This window comes from Mailhella massiliensis (assembly GCF_900155525.1).
Classification (GTDB): Bacteria; Desulfobacterota; Desulfovibrionia; order Desulfovibrionales; family Desulfovibrionaceae; genus Mailhella; species Mailhella massiliensis.
Map to the genome: position 1 here is coordinate 869299 of NZ_LT706951.1, position 24173 is coordinate 893471.

The window sequence follows — 24173 nt, forward strand, 5'->3', positions numbered from 1 at the left end:
CAACGCCCCGTTTTCCCTTTCCGCCTTTCCGTCCCCGGGAAGGCGGAAAGTCTGCTTCCGGCCCCGGGCGGCCAGAAGGCCGCGCGGCACAGGCGCACGGGGCAGGCCGCCGGAAGCTCCCCGCCTGCGGAAGAAGGCCCTTTTCCGCAGCGCAACAAAAAGCGGAAGGCCTTCCGGCAAGGCGCGGAAAATGCCGAAGGCCGCCCCCCGCCCGCCTTGCAGGGAAAACGCTTCACAAGCGCCCCGCATGGGAGTAAGAAAGCGCCGTCGCGCAAAAAGCGAGTTTTCACAGCAACATTCAGAACCGGCGGGCCACGCCCGCCCGGCCGACACAAGAGAAAAAGCATGAGCCTGCCTTCCGACATCGCCGCGGAACTCAAGAAGATTCTCGGCCCCGAAGGCTTCCTTGATTCCGAGGAAGACCTGCGTTCCTTCGCCTACGACCTTTTCGCCACCCACCGGCCCGACGCCGTGGCCCTGCCCGCCACGGTGGAGGAAGCCTCCGCCGTCATGCGCCTGTGCAATCAGCGCCACATTCCCGTGTATCCGCGCGGTTCCGGCACCAGCCTTGCCGGTTCTCCCGTGCCGGTGCTGGGGGGGCTTGTGCTGTGCAGCGCGCGCATGAACAAGGTGCTTGAGGTTTCCGTGACCGACCGGCTGGCCCGCGTGCAGGCCGGATGCGTGACGGGGAACCTGCAGAAGGCGGCGGCGGAAAAGGGGCTCATGTACCCGCCGAACCCCACCTCCTGCCTCTATTCCACCATCGGCGGCAACGTGGCCACCAACGCGGGCGGCGCAAGCGGCGCGAAGTACGGCGTCACGCGCGACTATCTGCTCGGGCTCACCGCGGTTCTGCCCGGCGGGGAAATCGTGCACATGGGCAACCGCTGCCAGAAGGACGTGACCGGCTTCGACCTGCCGCGCCTTCTCTGCGGTTCGGAAGGGCTGCTCGCCTTCATTGCGGAAGTGACGGTGAAGCTCGTTCCCCTGCCGGAGAGCATCCGCACGGCGCTCGCCTATTTTTCCGACGTGACGGAAGCCGGTTCCGTGGTGGCGGACATCGTGGGGCACCGCATTCTGCCCTGCACGCTGGAACTCATGGACCGCGTGTTCCTGAACACCGTGGCGGAAGTGTACGGCGTGCCCTGCCCCGAAGGCGCGGGCGCGGCCCTGCTCATTGAGGTGGACGGGCCGGACATGGTGCTGGAAGGCCAGATGAAGACCATTGAAGGCATCTGCGAAAAACACAAGGCCACAGGCATGGAATTTGCCGCAGGCGAAGAGGAGCGCGAGATTCTCTGGAAGGCCCGTCGCGGCGGCACGGCCGCCCTGGTGCGCAAGGCCGACAGGCTGGTCACGCTGGACTACGCGGTTCCCATCTCTCTTCTGCCCCGCGCGCTCAAGCTCATGGAAAAGCTGGCCGAGGAGCATAGGTGCAACGTGGTCACCATCGCCCACGCGGCGGACGGCAACCTGCACCCCATGGTGCTCTACAGTCCGGGCAAGCCTGAGGAGGACGCCGCCTACGAAGCCTTCTGCGACGCCTCCACCCGCGCCATTCTGGAACTCGGCGGCACCATCAGCGGCGAGCACGGCATAGGTCTGGAAAAGAAGGCCTACATGCCCATGCAGCTCGGCGACGAGCAGATGCGCATCATGCGCGGCATCTGCCGCCTGTTCGACCCCTACGGCATCATGAACCCCGGCAAGCTGGAGAGATAGCCATGAAAGGCCCCACCTGCGAATACTGCGGCCGCTGCCTCAGCGTGTGCCCCAGCTATAAACATCATCTGGTGGAAACCTTCGGCCCGCGCGCCCGCATCGACCTTGCGCGCGCCGTGGCCGCGGGCGATCTGAAGCCCGGGGAACGCTATCACGATTCCATCAAAAGCTGCCTTCAGTGTCTGGCCTGCACGGAAATCTGCGGCAAGGGCGTGGACGGCGCGCAGATCATTCTCGACGCGCGCCTTGCCGAAGGCGACGGAAAGCTTACGCTCTCGCGCAGGCTGGAAAAACTCGTCACCTGCACCCTTCTGCCCCGGCGCGAGCTCATGCGCAACATGATCCGCATCGCTTCCTTCTTCCAGCATGTTTTTCCGCGGGATACGCGCGGAAGCATACGGCACCTGCCGGACGCCCTGTGCGGCGCGGCGGGCAAGAGAAGCCTGCCGGACCTTGCGAAGAAATCCCTGTTCGACATTCTGCCCGAGCGCGTCATGCCGCCGGACAACGTGACGCAGGTGGGGGAAGTGGCGCTTTTTACGGGCTGCTTCGGCGGGCTGGTGAACGTGAACGCCGCGCTTGCCCTGGTGAACGCCCTTTCCCTGCGCGGCTACACGGTGTTCATTCCCCGCGCGCAGTCCTGCTGCGGCGCTCCCGCGCAGCTCAGCGGCTTCGGGGAGGCCTTTGAAAAGGCCCAGCAGCACAATGCGGAAGCCTTTGCCGCCTGTCCCGACATGCCGGTGCTCACCCTGTGCGCAACCTGCCACCGCACCCTTTCGCGCGAATACGGAGCCGCGGGCAGGGAACTTTCGGGCCGCATCACCGATGCCGCGGTCTTTCTGCAAAAGCACGATGAACGCAGCGGCTTTACCGCCCCCATGCCGGAACACCTGCCTGCCGCCGCGCTTCTGCGCCTGCGCGAACGTCCCGTGAGCGCGGCCGACCCGCTCATCGTCGCCGTGCACGATCCGTGTCACTTCCGGCTCGACCCCCATGTGGGCCGCGCCGTACGCAGGCAGCTTGCCGCAAAGCCGTGGATAAAGCTTATGGAACTTCAGGACCCCGGCGCCTGCTGCGGCGGGGGCGGCGTTTCCAGCCTGAAAAACCCGGATATTGCCGACGAACTCGGCGAGGCGCGGGCCAGAACCGTCATCCAGAGCGGGGCCGACATCGTCACCGCCCAGTGCCCCGGCTGCGTGCTCCAGCTCAACAACCATCTGAAGCGCCTGAAGGCCGACGCCAGAGCCTGCCATACCCTCGAACTTCTCGGAAAATAGGCAAGGAGAGCGCATCGCCGCTCCCCTTGCCGGAAAAAAAGCGCCTGTCGGAACTTCCTCCGGCAGGCGTTTTTCGTCGGCCGCAGGCTCTCCCCGCGGCCCCTCCGTGCCCCGCTGCGGTACGCCCGGCAGAAGCGGCGAACAGGCCCGGCTTCCCCCTTTTCTTCCGCAAAAAAACGTTTCTCTCCGGGGCCTTTTCCCTCCGCGCCTTTTGCGCAACAAGGCGGCTTTCCCTCCGTTGCGGGAACCGCCCCGCAGAAGGCGGCCAAAAACGGCAAAGGCCTCTTCGCGCCAACACGGCTGCTGCCGCCTTGCTCCCGCCGCTTCAGAATGCTGCGCCCACAGCGGCAGCGCCCGGGCATTCCTTCCGCCGGGCGCACAGAGCCCTTTTCAGGCAGAGCGCGGCCTCACGCCGCCCACACTGCAAAAGAAATGCCCCATGACGGGAGGGGCAGAAAAACGCCCTACTCCCATTCCTGCGCGCGCAAACGCTCCACCAGCCATGTTCCGGCCTCGCCCAGGGAGTTCACCCAGGCCAGTTCCACAGGGGTGGAGCTTGCCCCGTCGTCAAAGTCCAGTTCCAGCACCTTGAGCCTGCCCTCGCGCACCAGCGGCAGGGCAAGCTGCAGGGGAAACACGGCAAAGCCCATGCCGGCAAGGAGCATTTCCCGAAGCTGGTGGAACTCGCTGTAATGCACAAGGCGGCTGCTCAGGCGGAAGCTGTCGTAAAAGGCATCGGAACTGATGACGCCGGGCATGGGCAGAAGCTGGGGATGACGCAGCAGATCATCCAGAGAAAGTTCCCCGCGGATGCGGCTGAGCGGATGATCCGAAGCCGCCACCACGCGCCACACGATGCGCCCCACCACCACGGACTGACCGCCGTGATCGTAGCGCAGGCGCGCCGGGGCAAGCAGCATGTCCACGCCGTGACGGGCGCTGCTGTCCAGAAGGCGCAGCTTGTCGCAGTGCAGCACGGCATCCTCGCCGTCGTACACGGAAAGTTCCAGCGAGGGGAAGGCGCGCTGCAGCCCGGCCAGGGCCTCCAGCACGGCGGGCGTGGTGACGAAGCCGTGCAGGCCCACGCGCAGATGCCCCCCCCCCCCCGGCCCCTATACACATCTAGCTGCGTATAAGAGACAGCCTCCGCCCCCCCCGCTCAAGCCGCAGATGCGCCTCCCGCCCGCGGCCGCGCGCTGCGGCCATGTGTTCCAGCCCTTCCAGCCGGGGAATGATGTCCAGCGCATGAAAGTAGAACTGCCGCCCCAGCTCGGTCAGTTCCGGCCGTCTGCCCGGACTGCGGAGAAAAAGCCCGGCCCCCAGCTCCTCTTCCATGTGCACGATGCCCTGCTGCACGGCAGCCGCGCTTACGCCGAGGCGGCGGCCCGCCGCGGTGAAGGAGCCTGTTTCGGCCACGGCCCAGAGATATTGGAGTCGTTCCGTCGTAATGATCATGCCTTTTTCCTGCCGCACGGGGCGGCGCGGGTCAATGCCTTTTTTCGCGACCCGGAAGCTCAGGCCATTTTCAACATGACCACGCCCGACACGATGAGCATCACCGCCGCCGCACGCATGAGGGAAAAGGGCTCGTCAAAAAGCAGCATGCCGGTCACGAAGGCCCCGGCCGCGCCTATGCCCGTCCATACCGCATAGGCCGTGCCCATGGGGATATGCCGCTGCGCCAGAAAAAGCAGCAGGCCGCTCACGGCCATGCATACCACGGCCATCACCGCGCCCGGCACTCTCCATGCCCCGGACTGCGCCCATTTGAGCCCGAGGGGCCAGCCTATCTCGCAAAGCCCCGCCATGATGAGAAGAATCCATGCGTTCATGCCTTTTTCTCCTTTTCTCTCCCGCATGTTCTGCAGATGATGTCGCGCCTTTGCTTGTGCGAAGAAGCGCGCCTGCCGGGCATGTCCCGGCGCGGAAAGGGGTAGCATAAAAAAAAGGCTCCTGCCTGAAGGAGCTTAAAGCAGGACTTTAAGGTTTCGTCCCCCATTTTGCCTTCCCGGCGCTGCAGCGCAGAACAGCCGCCGGAAAACAGCGCCCGGCCATCGCCCTCCGGTCTTCTCCGCCGCAGGAAACTGCGCTTTCCCTCCGGGCTTTTCTCTCCGCCCTTTTTCGTGAAAAGGCGGCTTCCCCTCGGCAGAACTCGCCGGAACGCGCAGCATGAGTCTCGCCGGACCCTGCCTCCGCACGGGCATGGTCTCATTGCTCGTAAAAAAACTCCTCGCAAAAGCCGGGCCGCCGGGCAGGCTCCGTACCGCAGAAGAACGCAAGGGAGTCAAAGGCAAACGCCGTGCCCTGCCGCCCTCTCCTCCGGCAAAAAGCCCCTTACCGCACATGCGACACGCCGATGCTGTCTGCGGCGGCAATGCCGCAGCGAAGGAAAAAGGCTCTCCGGCAGGCCTTCCCCTCGCCGACGTGCCCTGCTCTTCTCCGGCAGAGCACGGCCGCCTCCCGCCCGATGGAAGGGAAGCACGCCGCTCTTTTGCCCCGCCCCTGTTCCCATCCCGGACTGAAGAGAGAATACCGCAAAAAACGCCCCCACCGTTCAGACGCGCCGTGCGCCCCGGCTCATGGCAAAAAGCGCACGCAAAAGGCCCGCCGGGCTATACCTCGGCGGGCCTTTCTCCTTTCCGGGAGCCTCTTCCACGCCCTGCCGCGTCCGGCGGATGCGGGCGGGCCGGAGAGTCTGTTTTTCTACTTTCTTTCCAGCACCAGCATGGTGAGCGGGGGCAGGTACAGGGTGATGTTCTGCATGTCTATGCCGGTGGCAGCGTCGCTGAAGTGTTCGGTGGCGGGCTTTCCGGGCACGAGGTTGCCGCAGCCGCCGAAGCGCGGTTCATCGGAAGAGAGGATTTCCACATACTTTCCCGGAGGCACGGGGAAGCAGAGTTCCGGCTCCGGCCGCGTTTCGTGGAAGTTGAACGCGAAAAGGAGCCTGCCGCGGCCGAAGGCCAGCAGGCGATGATCCTCATGAATGAAGCGGAATTCCGGGTTCTTCGCGAAATCGCGGCGGTGCCTGTCCACAATATCCTTCAAAAGCGCCCTGTCCCAGCGGGCGAGCGCGGCGTAGAAGGAAACCTGATCTTCCGCAAGCTGCCACTGACGGTGGGCGTGTTCCTCATCGTCCAGCCATTCGGGATGGCCGAATTCCGTACCCATGAAGCTGAGATAGCCCGCATCGGCGGACGTGAGGGTGATGCCGCGCATGAGCCGGTACAGCGAAACGCCCCGCGTCTCGTTCCAGGTGGCGTTGAAGGGACTCATGCGGGTGTACATGGCATCGCCCACCAGCCGCCAGATCATGGCATCGTCGCCGTTGATGCACTGATCGTGACATTCCACATAGCTTATGGTGCGGTCGTAGGGGCGGTGATTGGTCATTTCATACCACAGCCGCCCCATGTCGCCGGGCTTTTTGATGTACTTGCCCCAGAAGTCGGGCAGGCCCATGGCAAAGCGGTAGTCGAAGCCGAGCCCGCCCTGCTCCGGCGGGCAGGTAAGGCCGGGCATACCGCTGAATTCCTCGGCAATGGTCACGGCCGCAGGGTTCAGCCCGTGCACGAGGGCGTTGGCCATGCACAGGTACAGCTCGCCCCAGGCGTTGGTGCGGTGCGTGCCGTCCGGCGCGTAGAAGCAGCGCCCCACATGGGAAAAACTGTCCCCTATGCCGTGATCGGTATAGAGCATGTTGCCCACGGCGTCGAAACGGAAGCCGTCCACATGGAATTCCTCCATCCAGTAACGGCAGTTGGAAAGCAGAAAGCGCCGCGTCATGTCCTTCCGGTAATCGAAGGAAGGCGTACCCCACTGATTGGCCCGCGTATCGAAGAAATAGGCGCTGGAATCGTATTTGGCGAGTCCCTGCTCGGTATTGGCGCAGGCATGGGCATGGGTGATGTCCAGAATGACGTAAAGCCCCAGCCTGTGGGCCTCGTCCACCAGACGGCAGAAGCCTTCCGGGTCGCCGTAGCGGGAACAGGGGGCGAAATAGCTGCTTACCTGATAGCCGAAGGATTTGTAGAGCGGGTGTTCGGGCACGCCCATGAGCTGCACGGCGTTGTAGCCCCCGGCCTTGATGCGGGGCAGCACCTTGGAGGAAAAATCGTCGTAACTGCCTATGGAACCCCTGGTATGGGTGCGCGCATCCTGCGCCATGCCTATGTGTGCCTCGTAAATGCGGGGGAACTTCGGCCTTGCCGGGGCGGCATGGCGGAATTCATAGGGCTTTTCCGGGGCCCACACCCTCGCGCACCACTGGTCGGGGTTGCTCTTGTCCTGCTCCACCCACCGGGCAAAGGCGGGCACGCGGCGCAGAAGCCCGGTATCGCCCTTGCCGTACAGGCGTATCTCGTAATAATCGCCGTGGCAGAGCGCTTCTTCCGGCAGGTAGAGCCGCCAGAGGTCGTGCCCCAGCCGCACGAATTCATATTCCGGGCGCAGTTCGAAGTTGATGCGGTTCGTGGTCAGCCATACGCGGCCTGCGGAAGGCATGTATTCGCACATGCACCAGCGGCGGGAGCCCCCCGCGTCCGTCACCAGCCTGAGGCCCAGCTGCTGATGCAGGCCCGCATACTCCTTCAGGGAACCGTGCCCGCGCAGGATGCGCGCGCTCTCTTCGCGGTAACGGTTCCGCCGCTCTTCCAGAAACGGCAGGTAGTCGGAAAGCTCGGTATCGGTCAACGGATTCAGCAATGCCATGCCGCATTCCTCCTTACGCACTTTTCAGGGAAACGGGGGCGGCGCGCCCCGCGGCGTCCGCCGGCGACCTTTGCCGGAAAAGCCCCGCCGCACGGCTCTTCGCCCGTATTCAGCATAACCAATGATGCAGCAAAAGCACAAGTCCCGCAGAGCGCGGCGAAAAGGTCTCCCCCCTCTTCTTCCGCAAGGAAACGCCCCTCCGCCGCCCGCCCCGGCGGCCGCCTTCCCAAATGTGCGAAACGGGCCTCCTCCTGCGTATTCCGCGCCGCGCAGGCCCTGCGGCGCAAAAAAGCCCCCCGGCCTTCCCAGGCGCGGCCGCGGCGCATCTTCCGGGCATGGGCAGCGGCGGAGCCGGAAACCCGCGTTCGGAAACATTCTCCGCACGCTCCGCCGGGGGCCCTCCCCGCCTCTGCGGCCCGAAGGCCCGTATGCCCCGCAAGGCAGGGCTCATCGTTGCGGAAACGCGGGCGCAACGGCCCGGCCGTGCGGAACACTCCGCTACGCGCGCTTCTTTTCCCCGGCCTCGTCCAGCACTTCGCCCAGGGTGCGCCCGCGTTCCGCCGCAGCCTCGGCCACGAAGCGCACGGCAAGGCGGGCGGCAAGGGCGAGCTGCTCCTCCCTGCCCATGGATTCATCATCCATCTTGGCAATGAGCACCTCGTTCAGAATACGGCCTATCATGGGGCCGGGCTCCACGCCCATGCGCATGAGGTCGTCGCCGTTCACGTCGGGCTTCATCTGGCGGCCCATGTAGATGTAGCGGGTGAGCTTTTCGTGCTGCTCCTCCCCGTCTTCCTGCGCCAGAAGGTAAAGCAGGGTTTCCAGCGGCGCGCGGCCCAGCAGGCGGTGCAGTTCGCTTATGGGGCCGTTCTTCTTCTCCCACTGGTTCATGCCCTGCCGCGCGGCCATGATGGCGGAACGCACGAGCATGGTTTCGCGCTTTCTTCTGTCGGAGAACTGCAGCCTGTCGAGCAGGTTCTCCACTTCCGGCCCCGGGGCGCGGCGGCACAGGGCTATGACCATGAGCATGAGCAGATCCGGCTCTTCGGGCAGGTACATGCGCATGTACCATTCCAGCACGCGGCGCACGCGGTCGGCCATGTCGCGCTTTTCGTCGTTCATGCGCAGAAGCGGATGCACCTCGGCCAGCAGTCCCAGCTCGTCCATGCGGCGGAAGGCGAGGAAGGGATTTCTTTCCTCCATCATGAGTTCCAGCTCATGGCAGATGCGCGAACCGGAAAGGTGATGAATGAGGTGCAGATCGTCTATGGCGTTGCGCATGAAGCGTTCGCACTGCGCGCCCATGCGGAAGCCGTAGCGCTGTTCGAAGCGCACGGCGCGGAACATGCGCGTGGGGTCTTCCACAAAGCTCAGGGCGTGCAGGGTGCGTATGCGCCTGTTGCGGATGTCCTCCTGCCCGTCAAAGAAGTCCACAAGCTGGCCGAACACCTGCGGATTGAGGCGCACGGCCATGGCGTTGATGGAAAAGTCGCGGCGGTACAGATCCATTTTGATGGAACCGCGTTCCACCTGGGGCAGGGCTCCCGGTTCGGTATAGAATTCCAGGCGCGCGGTGGCGATGTCCACCTTGATTTCCGTGGGGTCGGCCAGATGGGTGCGGCGGTGCTTTTCCACATCGGCGCACAGGCTTTCGGCGGGAAACACCAGCATGGCCGTCATGAATTCGCGGTGTTCGCGCACGCGGCCCTTGAGGCGTATGCCCAGCTTGTGGGCAAAGGCCATGGCGTCGCCCTCGACGACGAGGTCGATGTCGATGTCGGGCCACTTGAGGCCCTTGCCGTCCATGACGAGATCGCGCACGAAGCCGCCCACCACATAGGCCGAAGCGCCGATATCCTGCGCGATTTCCCCGGCCATGCGCAGAAAGGTCATGCACGGAGGGGAAAGTCGCTTGCACATGGCGGAGGAAAGGTTGCGTTCCTTGCGCGCCTTGCGGCTCACCGGGGGAATGTGCGCGCCGTTCTCTCCCATGAAGAGGCGTATGATGTCGGTACGCGTGACCACGCCCACCACGTCTCTTTCCATAAGCAGGCCTGCGCGGACATCCTCGTCCGTTTCCGCCACGTCGCCGCCGCCCACCACGGGAATGAGGCGCTGCTGCCCGCCTATCATGATATCCACAAGTTCCTGAATATCCGCGCTTTCGGGCACCACGCTGAAGGAACGCTGCATGTACATGGCCACCGCCACATGGGCCAGCCCGTGGCCGGAAGCCTTGGCTGCGGTTTCCTGGGCAAGCAGGCCCACGCAGCGCTGCGTGCCGTCGGCGAAAATGGGCACGGCCTTCAGGCCGTAGCGTATCATGAGCGCCTGCGCCTCGCCTATGGTGAGCTTTTCCGACACGCCGAGGGCGGGCGCGGTCATGAGCCTGCCCGCGGTTTCATCGGCGTTCACGATGAGCGAGGCCTGCATTTTCAGAAAATCGCGCACCTGAGGCAGCGTCATGTCCTTCACCGAGGCGGAGGCCGCGTAGTGATGCCCGCCGCCGCCCAGCCTGCGGCATATTTCTCCCACGTCCACCAGGGAGGAACGGCTCCTGCCCACCACCTGCACCTTGTCTTCCATGGAGGCGATGGCGAAAAGCACGGAACAGTCCTCTATTTCCATGATGCGCGGGGCAAGGGTGGCGAAATCCTCAAGGAAGGTTTCGCTCTGCATGGAGGATATGGCCATGACCACGCCGCCCACCTCGCGCACCTGCGTGTTTTCCAGCATGGCGGAAAGGGCCTTGAGCTGTTCGCGGCCCATGACTCGGGTGATGAGGCGGCTCACCACGGCAAGGTCGGCCCCCTGCCCCACCAGCCACGCCGCGGCCTCCATGTCTCTCTGCGTGGTGGAACTGTAGAGGAACGAACCCGTATCGCCGTAAATGCCTGCGGCGAGGGCGGTGGCCGTCTCGCAGGTGAGGGAAAGGTTTCTTTTGCGTATTTCCTCCACCAGCATGGTGCTTGCGGCCCCTGCGCCTTCCACGCGCAGAAGGGAGGCGGCGAGCCTGTCCTCCCCTTCGTCGTCGGAAAGGGCGTGGTGGTCCCATACCTGTATGTCGATGCCGGGCCGCTCCTCAAGGAGCTTCTTCACCTGGGGCAGGCGGCTTCTGAGGTGCGTATCCACCACCACGAGGCGCTGCACCGCCTCCACGTCCAGCTCTTTCTGGCTCACGCAGGGAAAGAGGGGTTCCACCACCTCTTCATAGAATTCCTGCACCTGCCGTTCCTGACTGCCGGGGAAAAGCAGCACGGCCCCGGGGTACAGGAAAAGCGCGCCCACCATGGAGGCGAGGGCATCGTTGTCGGCGTTGGTGTGGCAGGTGATGACGGTATCGGCGCTCATCGGTCATTCCTTCATGCTCGGCTCCCCCTGCGGGGGAAGGCCGGTTTCTTCCTGTGCGGATGCGTTGCGCGGGTGGCAGCGGCGGTACACCTCTTCCAGAATGTCGGAACGCACATGGGTATAAAGCTCCGTGGCCGCAAGGTCACTATGGCCGAGCAGCATCTGCACGGTACGCAGATCGGCCCCGCCTTCCAGAAGATGCGTGGCAAAGGTGTGCCGCATGGTATGCGGCGAAATATCGCGGTCCATGCCCGCCTCCAGCGAATAGCGGCGGATGAGCTTCCACACCGCCTGCCGGGTGAGTCCCGTGCCCGAGCGGTTCAGGAACACATGGCTGTCCTGCGGCATGAATTCGGGCCGGACCTCGCGCAGATACCGTTCCATCACGGCCAGCGCCCGCGCATGGATGGGCACGAGGCGTTCCTTGCGGCCCTTGCCGAACACGCGCACCACCCCGCGCTGAAGGTCGATGTCCAGCGGGTGCAGGCCGATGAGTTCGGAAACGCGCAGGCCGGAAGCGTACATGAGTTCCAGCATGGCCCTGTCGCGGCGGCCGAGCTTCGTGCCTTCATCCGGCGCGGCAATGAGCGCGAGCACCTCCTCCCGGCTCAGAACGGAAGGCAGGGTATGCGGCAGCTTCGGCCCGTCCAGAAGGGCGGCGGGGTTGCCCTCCATCATGTCTCTGTCGGCGCACCAGGAAAAGAAGCCGCGCAGGCACGAAAGGCGGCGCGCCAGCGTGCGCTTGCCGTCGCCCCTTGCGCGCAGCCACACCACAAAGAGCAGAAGCTCCTCGTCATCCAGCCTTGCCAGCGCCTGCCCTGCGGAAAGATTCTCCGCCCCGCTCTCCTCCAGAAAGGAGGAAAGGGAGGCGATGTCCTGCCGGTAGGAATCCACCGTGGCCGGGGAAAGGCCGCGCACGGCCAGAAGCTCGTCGAGCCAGCGCTCCCCGAGAGAACGCAGGCTGTCCGAAGGGGCCTTCCGCGCCGTTTTCAGGGCCGAGGGGCGCGGCGCGCGCTCCTTCCTTTCCTGAGCGGGCGCGTCTATGGCGGCCTGCGCCTCCAGAAGCGCGGAACGCTCCTTTCTCGGCCTGCCGCGCCGCGCCGGGCTTTTTGCCGCCTCTTCCGCCATGCCATACCTCCCGCCTTCCGGCTCATGCCATATTCCGGCCTCAGATTAACGGCGCGCGGGCGGAGCGTCAACGCCCCCGCATGAGGGCAGGCTCCTCCGCCTCATGAGAAGCATGAAAAAAGTTCCCTCCCCGCACGGGGAAAAACGCCGCGCCTCTTGCGGCGCAAGGAGGCAGGCGCCCTTCTTCCGCGGAAAAAAAGGAAAAAACAAAGCCCGGCCCGCGCCCTACCGCATTTGTCTCTCTCCTCCCCTTGCCTTTACGCTGCCATACGGGTATTGTGGTTGCGCAAAAAGGAACCATCTCCCGGGCACAACCCTGTATCCCTATGGTAACGGACTGCCGATAATGAAGAAATATCTGCCGATTCTGGGAAAGCTTCTCGTCATCTTCATCTGCGCGCTGGCCTGCTGGCTTCTCTACGACAAGCTCAAGCGCTACAGTATGGAGGAAATAGTCGACAGCATACTCCACATACGGAACAGGCAGCTTCTCATGGCGGTCATTCTCGTGGTGCTCAACTACGCCATTCTCGTGGGGTACGACTGGCTGGCCGTCAAGGCCATACACCGCAAGCTGCCCTTCCCGCGCATCTGCCTCGTGTCCTTCGCAGGTTCCGCCATCAGCTACAATCTGGGCGCGCTTCTCGGCGGCACCACGGTGCGTTACCGGCTCTACAGCGCCTGGGGCTTCCACGCCATCGACATCGTGCGCCTCGTGCTCATGCTGGCCGTCACGTTCTGGATAGGCGCGCTCGGCCTTGCCGGGGGCGTGCTGCTCTTTGCCGACGTGCACATTCCGCCGGAACTTTCCATCGAACCTTCCCACATCCGGCCGCTGGGGGCCGCGCTGCTCGGCCTGTGCGTGCTCTACCTTTTCGTGTGCTGGTGGGCGAGGGGCCGCGCGGTACGCATCTTCAAGAAGGAATTCGCCCTGCCCACCCTGCCCATAGCTCTGGCGCAGACGGCCGTGGCCTGCGCCGACCTTCTCGTGGCCGCCGCCTGCCTTTATGTGCTTCTGCCGGAACACAGCAGCATTTCCTTTGCCGATTTTCTGCCCAACTACCTCCTTGCCCAGGTGGCCGTGGTGCTCACCCACGTTCCCGGCGGCGTGGGCGTGCTGGAACTCATTCTCATGCACATCATTCACGGCGTGGTGCCGCAGCGCCTGTTCGGGGCCATTCTGGTGTTCCGCGTGCTCTACTACATCATCCCGCTGCTCATTTCCGTGCTGCTTCTCTTCCTCTATGAATTCCGCCTCCGCCGCCGCACGCCGGAGGAAATAGCCCGGGAAGAAAAGGAAACCCTCCTTCCCCCCACCGCATAAGCCCGCCTCCCCGTGGGGAAGGCGCGTCGCCTGCAGGGCTCTCCCGTGCCTCTGCGCTTTCGCCCGCCTTTCGTCCGCGCGGTTGCCCGGCATCCTTCGCACCCCTTCGCCCTCGCCTCTGCTCTCCCGCAAAGAGGCCGCGCCAGGCTCCGCATTTTCCCCGAAAAGGGAGCGGCATCGCTCCTTGCCCTGTCGCGCAAAGCCCGGCAAGCGCATCCTGCCTTCTTTGCAACGGCGCGTCGCTCCCGCCGCTCTCCGCCGCGGGTACGGCAGGCCCGCGCTGTTGCGAAAAAGGGCATGCCCGGCGGCCCGCCAGCAAGGATGTCATGCAGGGCAGGCTGCTTTTTTGTGGTTCTGCCCTTGCGGCGGCATATCGTTCTTCCGTTTCCGCCGTGCCGTTTCGGGCGGGGGCTGCGGGAACTGTTCCCGCGCAAGGCCCCGCACGCGGCCTTGCCCCGTTTCTTTCCGGCCTGAACACTCCCTGCCCTCCGCAGGCGCGCATGGTGCGCCCTGCCTGTCCGCAGCACGAGCGGCCCCGGACCTGCCGCGCCTCTTCCCTTCCCACGGAGCGACCTTTTCCCTGTTCCCGACGCCGGGGAAGGAAGGCCCGGCGGAAAGCTCCCGGCCGTGTCCGCCATCAGCAACATTCCCCGCTGTCCGGCTCTATGACGGCCTTCTCCTGCGCGGCACAGGCACGGCTTTCTCAGGAAGGCGCGCCTCTGGCGCTTTTTGCCCCTACGGTACCGGCGCGGGGGAGCCATGATAATCATGGCAGGCTGCCGCAGCCGGGTTAAAAAGAAGGAAAGCGGCCCCGGTTACGCGGGACGCGAGGCGCGGGCAGTCCGCGCGGGGCCGGACAAAACGCCCGGCCAGAGACCCTTCAGCCAAGGAGAAAACTCATGTTCAAGCGAATCGGCATACTTCTTGCGGCGGCCTGCCTCATGCTGCCCGGCACGGCCTCTGCCGCCGACCTTGCAGGCGTGTACGTCGCCCCCAAGTTCGTGCTGAATGTTCAGCATTCCAAGGCGGAACTTTCCTACCTCGGGGAAAAACTCGGTTCCGATTCCAAAACCGCGGCACGCGCCGGCGGCGCGCTGGCCCTGGGTTACGATTTCGCCCCCATGTTCGACGTGCCCGTGCGTGCGGAACTGGAATACGGGGCCTACGGCAGCATTTCCAAAACCTCGGGTGAAGGCGACCATGCCGTGCACGCCAAAATCGGCCTTCAGACGCTGCTTGCCAACGTGTACTGGGACATCACCACCTGGAACGGCTTCACGCCCTACATCGGCGGCGGCCTGGGCATGGCCTTTCTCAAGACGGAAGGCCATGTGGACCATTCCCGCCTGATGGCCGACCTTGTAGGCTCCAACAGCGATACGGACACGGTGTTTGCCGGACAGATAGGCCTCGGCTGCTCCTATGCCTTTACGGAAAACGTGTCCGCCGACATCGGCTACCGCTTCCTCACCATGGACAACGGCAATGTTTCCGGCATCGCCCGCGACATGCGCCTGAATTCCAAGGACAACTACGTCCATCAGTTCATGATGGGCCTGAGAGTGACCTTTTAAGTCCGGGTGACGCCGGGCTCCTTTTATACGGGACACGCTGTACAGGGTGCGGGGCCTGCACGGTGGGCATGGCGTTCAACGCCGGGAGTGAATCCCGGCTGCTTATGCCCACCGGCCCGGCCGCCCGAAGGCCGGCCGGGGGCGACACCATCGCCCGGGCAACGCCGGGGCCCGTCTGCTCCAGACACGCTGTACTGTACACAACGCCTGCACGACTCGGGCCTTGCTTACGGCGGAAGTGAATTCCGCCTGTGACCTTTCCTTCGCCCGGGCGGCACAAAGGCCCGTCTGCTCTGGACACACTGTACAGGGTGCGAGGCCTGCACGACTCGGGCCTTGCTCACGGCGGAAGTGAATTCCGCCTGTGACCTTTCCTTCGCCCGCGTGGCACAAAGGCCCGTCAGCTCTGGACACGCTGTACAGTGTGCGGGGCCTGCACGACTCGGGCCTTGCTCACGGCGGAAGTGAATTCCGCCTGCGCGGCCCTCGCGGCCCGGCCGCCTGAAGGCCGGCCGGGGACCCCCGTGCGCTGATATAAGGCCATCCTTCGCAAACCGGGGAGGCGACACCATCGCCCGGGTGACGCCAAGGCCCGTCTGCTCCAGGCACGCTGTACAGTACACAGAACATGCATGACTCGGGCCTTGATTTCCGCAAACGAAGGCGGAATAAAACGCAAAAAAAAAAGACTTCGCTTTCCGGCAGCGGCAGGACCGAACGCTGAGCAGGCTCCCGCCTTTGTCAAACAAGGTGGAGTACGGCAACCGCCCATCGTCCCGCTCTTTCCCTCCCTCTTGTATGGTACTCCCCGGCAAGGCAGGATATTGCCATCGCCTGTTTCGCGTATCGCACGCTTACGGCCGTATCTCCGCACCGTTGTGGGAAGGGGAAATATGCCGTACACTCCGCATCATGGCCTGCACGCACGTTCCGCCTGCCGGAATGACGGCCGTACGGCGCACCAAAAAAAGCTGCACAACGCCGGGGCAGCCAAGGAGCCTTCTCATGCGGGGAAAAATCATCACTGGCATTTTTCTTGCCGTTCTGGCGCTGATTTTCTGGCACGCAAGCCATACGGGGATTCTTCCCCCGCTTCGAGATTCTCTGATGCAGGCGGCATACATTGCCGCGGCCGCGTTCGCGCTCTCCGTACTGGCGGATTACATCCGGCGCTTTCAGGGCAAGGCAAGCTCAACCAGGTTCATGCTGCGCGTCTTTCTCGGCGCTTTTCTGCTGGGCATGATTCTTTACCTGGGCTTTGCCTATGCGATGACGGCCCTGCCGGAAAAAACAGCAACGCCGCTCCGCCTCGCGCTGGTACGCATATTTTCCCAGATAATAAGCCTGCTTTCCAAGGTATTTTAGCAGGGTGCGCCTTGCCTTTGCTCTTACGCTGCCCAGCTTTTCCTTCGCCCGCGTGGCACAAAGGCCCGTCAGCTCTGGACACGCTGTACAGTGTACGGGGCCTGCACGGTGGGCATAGCGTTTAACGCCGGGAGTGAATCCCGGCTGCTTATGCCCACCGGCCCGGCCGCCTGAAGGCCGGCCGGGGGCGACACCATCGCCCGGGCAACGCCGGGGTCCGTCTGCTCCAGACACACTGTACAGTACACAACGCCTGCACGACTCGGGCCTTGCTTACGGCGGAAGTGAATTCCGCCTGCGCGGCCCTCGCGGCCCGGCTGCCCGAAGGCCGGCCGGGGGCCCCTGAGCGTTGAGAAACGCCTTGATTTCCGCAAACGAAGGCGGAACAAGCCCCAGAAAAAGACTTCGTTTTCCGGCAGCGGCAGGGCTGCACGCGGAGAAAGCTCCCGCCTTTGTCAAACAAGACGAAATAAGGCGTTGAATCTATTCTGCCCGTTCGCCATGGGGAAACGAAACGCAGTTGCGACGGCGTCATTGAAAAGCGGGGGCAGAATAAAGCAAGGCCTGTTTAAGCCTCATGCTCTTTTCCTCTCCTTCCTCTGACCCGTTGCCCGGCGCAGCCGGGAAACGGTCGGCCTGCGTGAGCGGGTCCGAAGGACACGCTCACACGGAGAAAGCAGCCCGAACGCGGCAGACGAAGCGCTCCCACGCCCCCTGCGGCGAAGAGAACGCATTTCCGGGCGGGCAACCTTGCGCAAAACGCATCAAAGCGAGGCGGCGGAACCTCTCCCGCATCATCCTCCAGCCACGCCCTCCGGCCGCGAGTCGAAGGAAGGCTTCCGCCTCCCCTCCCACGGCGGCCCTGCCGAATACGGGGGTTCGGGGGAGATTATCTCCCCCGGCGGGGTGCGGGGCGGCGCCCCGCCTGCCTTTCCTCTCTTCCTGCCTTTCCTTTCTTCCTGCCTTTCCTGCCCCGCTGCCCTTTTCCGGCAGGCAAGGGGCTTTTTTCACAGTATGGACAGAGGGGCCGCAGGAGCCTAGAATCCGGCGCATGCGTATCGTCAAGCCTCTGCTTTTTCCCTTTCTTCTGCTGTGCCTGTGGCAGTTTTCGGCCGCAACGGGCATGGTATCGCCGTATCTTCTGCCTTCGCCGTCGCAGGTACTGGAAACGGGGCTTTTCATGGCGGGGAACGGGGCGCTGTTTTCGCACATCGGGGCCTCGCTTTCGCGGATTGCGGCGGGGTTCGGGCTGAGCATGGTTCTGGCGTTTACGGCGGCGGGGGTGCTTTCACGCTGGAAAACGCTTGACGAATGCCTTCAGGGGAGCCTTTCGTTTTTACGCATGACGCCGCCTCTGGCGCTGACGCCGCTGCTCATCCTCTGGCTGGGCATAGGGGACGCGACGCAGATTGCGATTATTGTTCTGGCGTCGTTTTTTCCCATGTATCTGAACACGCGGGCGGGCCTGAACCGCCTGGAAGCGCCGTTCCGGGAGCTGGCGGCGAGTCTCGGGCTTTCGCGGATGCGTACGGCGCTTTTCTTTCTGCTTCCGGCGGCAACGCCTTCCATCGTCACGGGGCTGCGGCTGAGCTTCGGGTACAGCTGGCGCGCGCTGATTGCGGCGGAGCTGATTGCGGCAGGCAGCGGGCTGGGGTACATGATCATGGATGCGGAGCAGATGCAGCGGGCGGACGAAGTCATTGTGGGAATTCTCGTCATCGGTCTTCTGGGCTGGCTGTTCGACGCGGCCTTTTCCTTCCTTGTTTCCGCGCTGCTTTCGCGGCGTTTTCCCGAGCTTGCCGCATGAACACGCCGCGCAGTCTGCCGCTTCTTGAAGGGGTTCACAAGGCGTTCGGCCCGCGCGAGGTGCTGCGCGGAGCCACGCTTTCTCTTGCGCCTTCGGGCATCACCTGCCTGCTGGGCTCTTCGGGCTGCGGCAAGTCCACGCTGCTGCGCGTGGCCGCCGGGCTGGAAAAAGCGGATGCGGGGCGCATTTTCGTTTCTCCCGAGGAATGCGCCATGGTCTTTCAGGACCCGCGTCTTCTGCCCTGGCTCACGGTGGGGGAAAACCTGCGCCTTGCGCTGCCGCCCTCCTGCCCGGACGCGGCGCAGCGCATGGAAAAGGCGCTTGCCATGGTGGAACTTTCCGCCGACCTCGTTTCCGCCATGCCGCGGGAGCTTTCCGGCGGCATGGCCCAGCGCGTGGGGGTGGCAAGGGCGCTGCTGCGTTCTCCGCGCATTCTGCTCATGGACGAACCCTTCGCCTCGCTGGACGCCATCACGCGCGAAAAACTGCAGATCATGCTCAAAAGGCTCATGCGCCGCGCGCTCTGCCTGCTCGTCACCCACGATATGGAAGAAGCCCTGCGCGTGGCGGACCGCATTCTGGTCATGGCCGGGGGCGAAATCCGCGAAAGCTTCGACATTTCCGAAACACCAGGCCCCGAACGGCGGGAACTCATCCGCCAGAACATTCTCAAGCATCTGAATACTAAGGAGTAATTATTATGAAGATGCCCCGCGTCCTTATGCTTTCCCTTGCCCTTTCCCTTTTTGCCGCGCCCGCCTTCGCCGAAGACGGCGTGCTGAACATCAGCTATGTGAAATCGCCCTTCAACCTGCCCATGATGGCCATGAAGGCGAACGGCATACTGGAAAAGAAGCTCGAACCCATGGGAATCACCGTGAAATGGCACGACATCGATTCCGGCGCGCAGCAGGCCACGGCCATGGCTTCCGGTTCTCTGGACGTGGGCGGCGTGCTGAACACCACCTCGGTGCAGATGGCCAATGCCGAAGGCAACCCCGTGTTCATCATTGCCGGCGCTTCCCGCCCCACGGACGTGTTCGGGCTGGCAGGTCAGGAAAACGGCGCGAAAACCTTCAAGGAACTCAAGGGTAAAACCATTGCCGGGCCCAAGGGCACGGTGCTGCACCAGCTTCTCGTGGCGGGCCTTGCCAGGGAAGGCATGAGCATAAACGACGTGAAGTTCGTGCAGATGGGCATTCCCCAGAGCTTTGCGGCCCTCATGTCCGGCAAGGTGGACGCCGCCCTCATCGCCGCAGGCGCGCTCGTCAAGGCCGAACAGGCGGGCAAGCCCATCATCGCCACGGCCACGGGCCTCGTCACGCCCAAGCTCGCCATGTGCGCCGGCAAGAAATTCATCGACGAAAAGCCGGAACTCGTTAAAGTCGTGGTCGCCGCTCAGGACGAAGCCTACGACTGGGTGATGAACAACCATAAGGAAGCCATCGCCCTCGGCGCCAGGGAACAGGGCATCTCCGAAGCCGACGCCGAACGCCTCTACGCCTGGTCTCACTACAACAAGCGCCTCAATGAAGACGATATCAAAAGCCTCGATGAAGATATGACCTTCCTCATCGAAAACGGCATGGCCAGAAAGCGCGTGGATTCGCGCTCCTTCATTCTCGATTCCGCCATGGAGCAGAAGTAAACGTGTCTGATGCGGGGGGAGGAGGAGGAAGCCCTTCTGTCAAGGGGTTCTCCTCCTTCCCCTCCTTTCTCCTTCCTCAAGCTTCTGACAGGAAAGAGCGCCTCCGCTCTTATGAGGGAGAATTTCCCTGCCCGACATCTACAGGGTCGCCGTCCGGTGCTCCGGTCGGCGGCCCTGTTCCGATATACTTACCAAGGCAGTAAAAAACTCCCCTATACTTCTACGCTCATTCAAAAACCGTATAACAACAAGGATTCTGAGCTCCTCTCGTCAAAGTGATTCTTTTACCTATAAGGTTTTGCTTTTCATGGGCCACTCGCCCGACAAATTCCCATCTGTCGGGATCTATCTTTTGAACATCTGTTACTTTTGTAAATTCCCTAATGGTACTATTACCAGGAATCCATACAACTGGTATAAAAACTTGTTTTATAACACCATTATATACAGAAAAAACATATTTTATTTCCTTATCATTAGGATTTATTCTCCAACATGATCTTGTAATATCATATAACTCCTGCAAACTCATCCCTTCTTTATAAGATTTTTGTATTTTTATAATTAAACTATTTTTTGGAAGATCGCTTATATCTATCTCTTTATTATCTGAAAGCTTCTCTTTTATCACATCTATACCATGTCTACCAAATTTTTTTGCTCCATGACCACTTTGTAAGTTTGTTAAATTTTCTTTTCCTATAAGATCTATTGCCAATGCTTCAGCGGTTAGAGCTTCCTGTTCACTTTCCATTCCGTGCCTAAGAATTTCGATGGTAGGATACTCATTTCTACAGTAAATCTCTTTTATTTTCTCAACTTTTAGACCATTAGTTGATTCTTTATCATAAAGATGCTGAAAACAACGATTACCCTTTCCCTTTCCTATATAAAATGGTACACCATTATCTTTACTGTCATAATAAGCATATACATAATATTTTAATTTTTCACACACATCTTTTGAAAAAAAATATCCATCCTCGACAACCTTCTCCTTCGTTGGAAATCTCATACACATCTCCTTTATAAAGTTCACTTCTATACAATATGTTAACTAAAAAAATTTTCTTTTTTATCATATGAATATTTTTCTTTTCATTATTCTCGTCATAAAATTTAAAAAACAAAAATACATATATTATGTATATAAGATATCAAAATTATAAAAAAAGTAAATTGGTAACAGTAAAAAATATATAATTACTAAAAAATAAAGAATAACCTCTTGTTATTAAAATAGAACTACTTCTATTCTCCCCGCTCATACACAACGCTCCGGCAAAGGCCGGAAAACAGACGGCCAACGTGAAAAGTGTGGACAGGACGAGCCAGCACGGAAACTGCGCCCCCACGGCGGAACATGTTTCCCGGCGCAAAAAAAGGCGGAGAGTCGAAGGAGGATTTTCGTCCTCCTCACGACTTCCGCCCTGATGGATACGGGGGAACTTTTCCGATGCGCGGGGATATCTCTCCACGGCGGGGTGCGGGGCTGCGCCCCGCGTCTTTCCCCGTTCTTTTTCTGCGTTTTTCTCCGCTCCCTGCGCGTTACAGGATGAACTGCTGCAGGTCGACGTCGTTTCTCACGTCTTCGAGGTGTTCGGAGACATAGGCCTTGTCGATGACGATATGCTGCCCCGCCCTGTCGGGAGCCTCGAAGGAGATATCGGCAAGGATTTTCTCAAGAATGGTGTAGAGCCTGCGCGCGCCGATGTTTTCGCTGCGGGCATTGGTTTCCTCGGCAAAGGAAGCGATTTCCCGGAGCCCCTCGTCGGAGAAGTGGAGGGTGACGTTTTCGGTGGAAAGCAGGGCGGCGTACTGCTTCTGCAGGGAGTTATGGGGCTCGGTAAGGATGCGGTAGAATTCCTTGCTGCCGAGGGCCTGAAGCTCCACGCGCAGGGGGAAGCGGCCCTGCAGTTCGGGAATGAGGTCGGAAGGCTTGCTGAAATGGAAGGCGCCCGCGGCGATGAAGAGAATATGATCGGTGTGGATCATGCCGTGCTTGGTATTGACCACGCAGCCTTCCACCACGGGCAAGAGGTCGCGCTGCACGCCCTCGCGGGAAATGTCGGAAGAACGCTGCTGGGCGGCGGAGCTGGCGATCTTGTCGATTTCGTCGATGAAGACGATGCCGCTCTGTTCCACCCTTTCGCGGGCCACTTCCACAATGCGTTCCTCATCGAGCATGGAATCGCGCGCCTGCTGCACGAGAATATCGTAGGCGGCGCGGGTTTTCATGCGCTTTTTCTGCGTTTTGGGCGGCATGAAGCGGCTCATCATGCTCTTCATCTGGCTGCCCAGAGAGTTGTCCATGCCGGGCATGGCGAACATGTCCATCTGCGGGGCCTGTTCGGTCACTTCCACTTCCACCTCGTGGTCGTCCAGGTGGCCGAGCTTCCAGAGATTGCGCAGCTTTTCGCGCGTGGCTTCGCGGCCGGATTCCATGCCGCTGCCGGGCAGAAGCAGATCGAGCAGCCGCTCTTCGGCCTGCGCTTCGGCTCTGGCCGCCACTCTCTGGCCTTCCTCATCGCGCACCAGCTTGATGCCTATTTCCATGAGGTCGCGGATCATGGATTCCACGTCGCGGCCCACATAGCCCACTTCCGTGTACTTGGTGGCCTCCACCTTGATGAAGGGCGCGCCCGTGAGCTTTGCCAGGCGGCGGGCTATCTCCGTTTTCCCCACGCCCGTGGGCCCCATGAGAATGATGTTCTTGGGGGCTATTTCGTCGCGCATGGAAGGATCAAGCTGCTGACGCCGCCAGCGGTTGCGTACCGCCACGGCCACCATGCGCTTGGCCTGTTCCTGACCGACTATATATTTATCCAGCTCGGCAACAATCTGCCGGGGTGTCAGCGTGTTCATGGGCAAACTCCTTTTTTTCAGAACATAGGCCCGATTCTGAAAAAGGGAAGTGCCCCCGCCCTCTCTTTCGGAAAAAAGCGCGGGAAAGAGCCGGAAGAAGGCAGAAAAAGCCCGGCCCGCGCCGCGCTGCCCCGGCGGAACGCCTCCGGCAGCCCTGCCGCCGAGGCCTCCCGACCCCTCTTCCGCGGCAGGGCCGCGAGCTTCCCGCGCCTTGCCCGGCAGGCAGAGCCGGCAAAGGAAAATGAGAGAGAAAAAGAAAGAGAGGGGGAATGGAAGTTCCGGCCGCGGAGGCCGCCGGGGCAGAGGTCGGGCCGATACCTCCCTTTCCGCCGCCGTTCCCGGCCCGAAGGTAAAAAAAGCGCGTTCCCCGCCCTTCCGCATGGTTCGGGGCATCCGCTTCACGCCCCCTTTTCGCCCGCCGTGCAGCAAGGACCTCTCAACGTTGCCGCAGCGCCTGAAGGATGCGCTCCGGGTACACAGGAACGTATCCGCTCCCGGGGCTCCGGCCTCATGACGCGGGCCGGGAACCCAGGCCGCCCCCTTCCCTTCCGCCGGGCCCTCCGTTGCCTCCCCGAGCCGTGCGCTTCGGAAAAAACGGGCCGTTGCCCGAGGGGAGACCACAGAATCCTCCCAAAAACCGCAAGGCAGGTGCGGCGCTTTTCCGCCCCATGCCGCAGGCCCGCAGCGTTTTCCCGCAGGAGGGGCTTCGCCCGGGCGGAGCGTTCCGCGCGCTTCTTCGTCCCCGGCCCGCAGACAGAGGAAACGCCGCGCGTCAGTCATGCTTTTGCATGTGCGTTTCCAGCGGCACGCCGTGGGTGGCGCAGCCGCCCTTCTTCGCGCAGGAACAGTTGCCGCAACCGCATCCGCAGCCCCCGCCCGAAACGGAACGGCGGAAACGGAAGAAAAGATATACCCCCGCAAGGGCAAGAATCACAAAAACAACAGCCGTCTGCATGGCATTATCTCCTTCTGGCGAGTCGCGGCGGGGCCATGCCCTTTTCCGCGTGAACATACGTTAGCAAGAATGAAAATCATTTTCAAGTATTTTTTTCTCATGCCGCGCCGCCGAGCCCCTCTTCCCCCCGCCGTGCGGGCGCAGCCCCCTTCTCCCCCAGCGCTCCGCGCGTTCCGGCCGCCTCCGCACCTGAAACGCCTCCCCTTCCGCGCGGGAGAATCCTTCTTTCCCCGCCTGCGCGGTTCCCTCTCCGCACGGCTCCCCTTCCCTCCCCCGGCGCACCCTGCATGCCGCACGCTCTCCCCATTGCGGGGGTGGGGAAGCACCGGCTGAACATGGTCGCCATGCCCCGCGCCCTCGCGCCTCCCCATGCAGAAGCCGTGATGCCCCCTGCGCGCAGAAAAAGCCGCCTTCTCCACAGCTAATGCATGGAAAAGACCGATTTTCTGC

At 62.3% G+C, this 24173-nt stretch carries 18 protein-coding genes; 9 read left to right on the plus strand and 9 right to left on the minus strand.

Going from position 1 to position 24173, the window contains the following annotated elements; translation table 11 throughout:
- The first annotated feature begins 345 nt into the window (after positions 1-345).
- Both CZ345_RS09525 and CZ345_RS09530 read left to right on the plus strand, forming a co-directional pair.
- Positions 346-1722: an FAD-binding oxidoreductase gene (locus CZ345_RS09525; protein WP_077072892.1), complete on the plus strand. Its 1377-nt coding sequence runs from the start codon at positions 346-348 to the stop codon at positions 1720-1722.
- Positions 1723-1724: 2 nt separating this feature from the next.
- A complete protein-coding gene (locus CZ345_RS09530) occupies positions 1725-2999 on the plus strand; it encodes a (Fe-S)-binding protein (protein ID WP_077072893.1) in 1275 nt (424 codons plus the stop codon).
- Positions 3000-3463: 464 nt separating this feature from the next.
- Here the strand turns inward: CZ345_RS09530 and CZ345_RS17185 are convergent, their stop codons facing one another.
- The 6 genes from CZ345_RS17185 to xerD all read right to left on the minus strand — a co-directional run bounded on the left by CZ345_RS17185 (position 3464) and on the right by xerD (position 12185).
- Entirely contained in the window at positions 3464-4084 is a 621-nt protein-coding gene (locus CZ345_RS17185) for a substrate-binding domain-containing protein (protein ID WP_204224253.1), read from the minus strand.
- A 37-nt stretch (positions 4085-4121) separates the two neighbouring features.
- Positions 4122-4454, minus strand: a complete 333-nt coding sequence (locus CZ345_RS17190; RefSeq protein WP_204224255.1) for a helix-turn-helix domain-containing protein — start codon at positions 4452-4454, stop codon at positions 4122-4124.
- Positions 4455-4513: 59 nt separating this feature from the next.
- Positions 4514-4831 carry a DMT family transporter gene (locus tag CZ345_RS09540; protein ID WP_077072894.1) on the minus strand — a complete coding sequence of 106 codons (318 nt, stop codon included), beginning with the start codon at positions 4829-4831 and terminating at the stop codon, positions 4514-4516.
- Between the two features lie 871 nt (positions 4832-5702).
- Positions 5703-7706 carry an alpha amylase C-terminal domain-containing protein gene (locus CZ345_RS09550; protein WP_077072896.1) on the minus strand — a complete coding sequence of 668 codons (2004 nt, stop codon included), beginning with the start codon at positions 7704-7706 and terminating at the stop codon, positions 5703-5705.
- Positions 7707-8204: 498 nt separating this feature from the next.
- Positions 8205-11057 (minus strand): CBS domain-containing protein, encoded by a 2853-nt coding sequence (locus CZ345_RS09555; protein WP_077072897.1) that lies wholly within the window; start codon positions 11055-11057, stop codon positions 8205-8207.
- Positions 11058-11060: 3 nt separating this feature from the next.
- Positions 11061-12185, minus strand: coding sequence for a site-specific tyrosine recombinase XerD (gene xerD / locus CZ345_RS09560; protein ID WP_083717294.1), 1125 nt, complete (start codon positions 12183-12185; stop codon positions 11061-11063).
- 346 nt (positions 12186-12531) lie between these two features.
- Here xerD and CZ345_RS09565 point away from each other — a divergent pair, with 346 nt between their 5' ends.
- From CZ345_RS09565 to CZ345_RS09595, 6 genes are all read left to right on the plus strand, one after another.
- Complete coding sequence (locus CZ345_RS09565) at positions 12532-13509, plus strand: lysylphosphatidylglycerol synthase transmembrane domain-containing protein (protein WP_077072898.1); 978 nt, start codon at positions 12532-12534, stop codon at positions 13507-13509.
- 899 nt (positions 13510-14408) lie between these two features.
- On the plus strand, positions 14409-15083 hold the full coding sequence (locus CZ345_RS09570) for an outer membrane protein (protein ID WP_077072899.1): 675 nt from the start codon (positions 14409-14411) through the stop codon (positions 15081-15083).
- A gap of 1005 nt (positions 15084-16088) precedes the next feature.
- Entirely contained in the window at positions 16089-16448 is a 360-nt protein-coding gene (locus tag CZ345_RS09575) for a hypothetical protein (RefSeq protein WP_077072900.1), read from the plus strand.
- Between the two features lie 1051 nt (positions 16449-17499).
- Positions 17500-18255 (plus strand): ABC transporter permease, encoded by a 756-nt coding sequence (locus tag CZ345_RS09585; RefSeq protein WP_077072902.1) that lies wholly within the window; start codon positions 17500-17502, stop codon positions 18253-18255.
- Positions 18252-18950, plus strand: coding sequence for an ABC transporter ATP-binding protein (locus CZ345_RS09590; protein WP_077072903.1), 699 nt, complete (start codon positions 18252-18254; stop codon positions 18948-18950). The genes CZ345_RS09585 and CZ345_RS09590 overlap by 4 nt, the downstream gene beginning before the upstream one ends.
- A gap of 5 nt (positions 18951-18955) precedes the next feature.
- Positions 18956-19903, plus strand: coding sequence for an ABC transporter substrate-binding protein (locus tag CZ345_RS09595; RefSeq protein WP_204224257.1), 948 nt, complete (start codon positions 18956-18958; stop codon positions 19901-19903).
- A 226-nt stretch (positions 19904-20129) separates the two neighbouring features.
- Here the strand turns inward: CZ345_RS09595 and CZ345_RS16645 are convergent, their stop codons facing one another.
- From CZ345_RS16645 to CZ345_RS09605, 3 genes are all read right to left on the minus strand, one after another.
- Positions 20130-20918 (minus strand): LEM-3-like GIY-YIG domain-containing protein, encoded by a 789-nt coding sequence (locus tag CZ345_RS16645; protein WP_144277310.1) that lies wholly within the window; start codon positions 20916-20918, stop codon positions 20130-20132.
- 533 nt (positions 20919-21451) lie between these two features.
- Positions 21452-22768, minus strand: coding sequence for an ATP-dependent protease ATPase subunit HslU (gene hslU, locus CZ345_RS09600; RefSeq protein WP_077073036.1), 1317 nt, complete (start codon positions 22766-22768; stop codon positions 21452-21454).
- A gap of 772 nt (positions 22769-23540) precedes the next feature.
- Positions 23541-23723 carry a FeoB-associated Cys-rich membrane protein gene (locus CZ345_RS09605; protein WP_077072904.1) on the minus strand — a complete coding sequence of 61 codons (183 nt, stop codon included), beginning with the start codon at positions 23721-23723 and terminating at the stop codon, positions 23541-23543.
- Between the two features lie 287 nt (positions 23724-24010).
- Here CZ345_RS09605 and CZ345_RS16900 point away from each other — a divergent pair, with 287 nt between their 5' ends.
- Positions 24011-24148: a hypothetical protein gene (locus CZ345_RS16900; RefSeq protein WP_154674810.1), complete on the plus strand. Its 138-nt coding sequence runs from the start codon at positions 24011-24013 to the stop codon at positions 24146-24148.
- Positions 24149-24173: the final 25 nt, after the last annotated feature.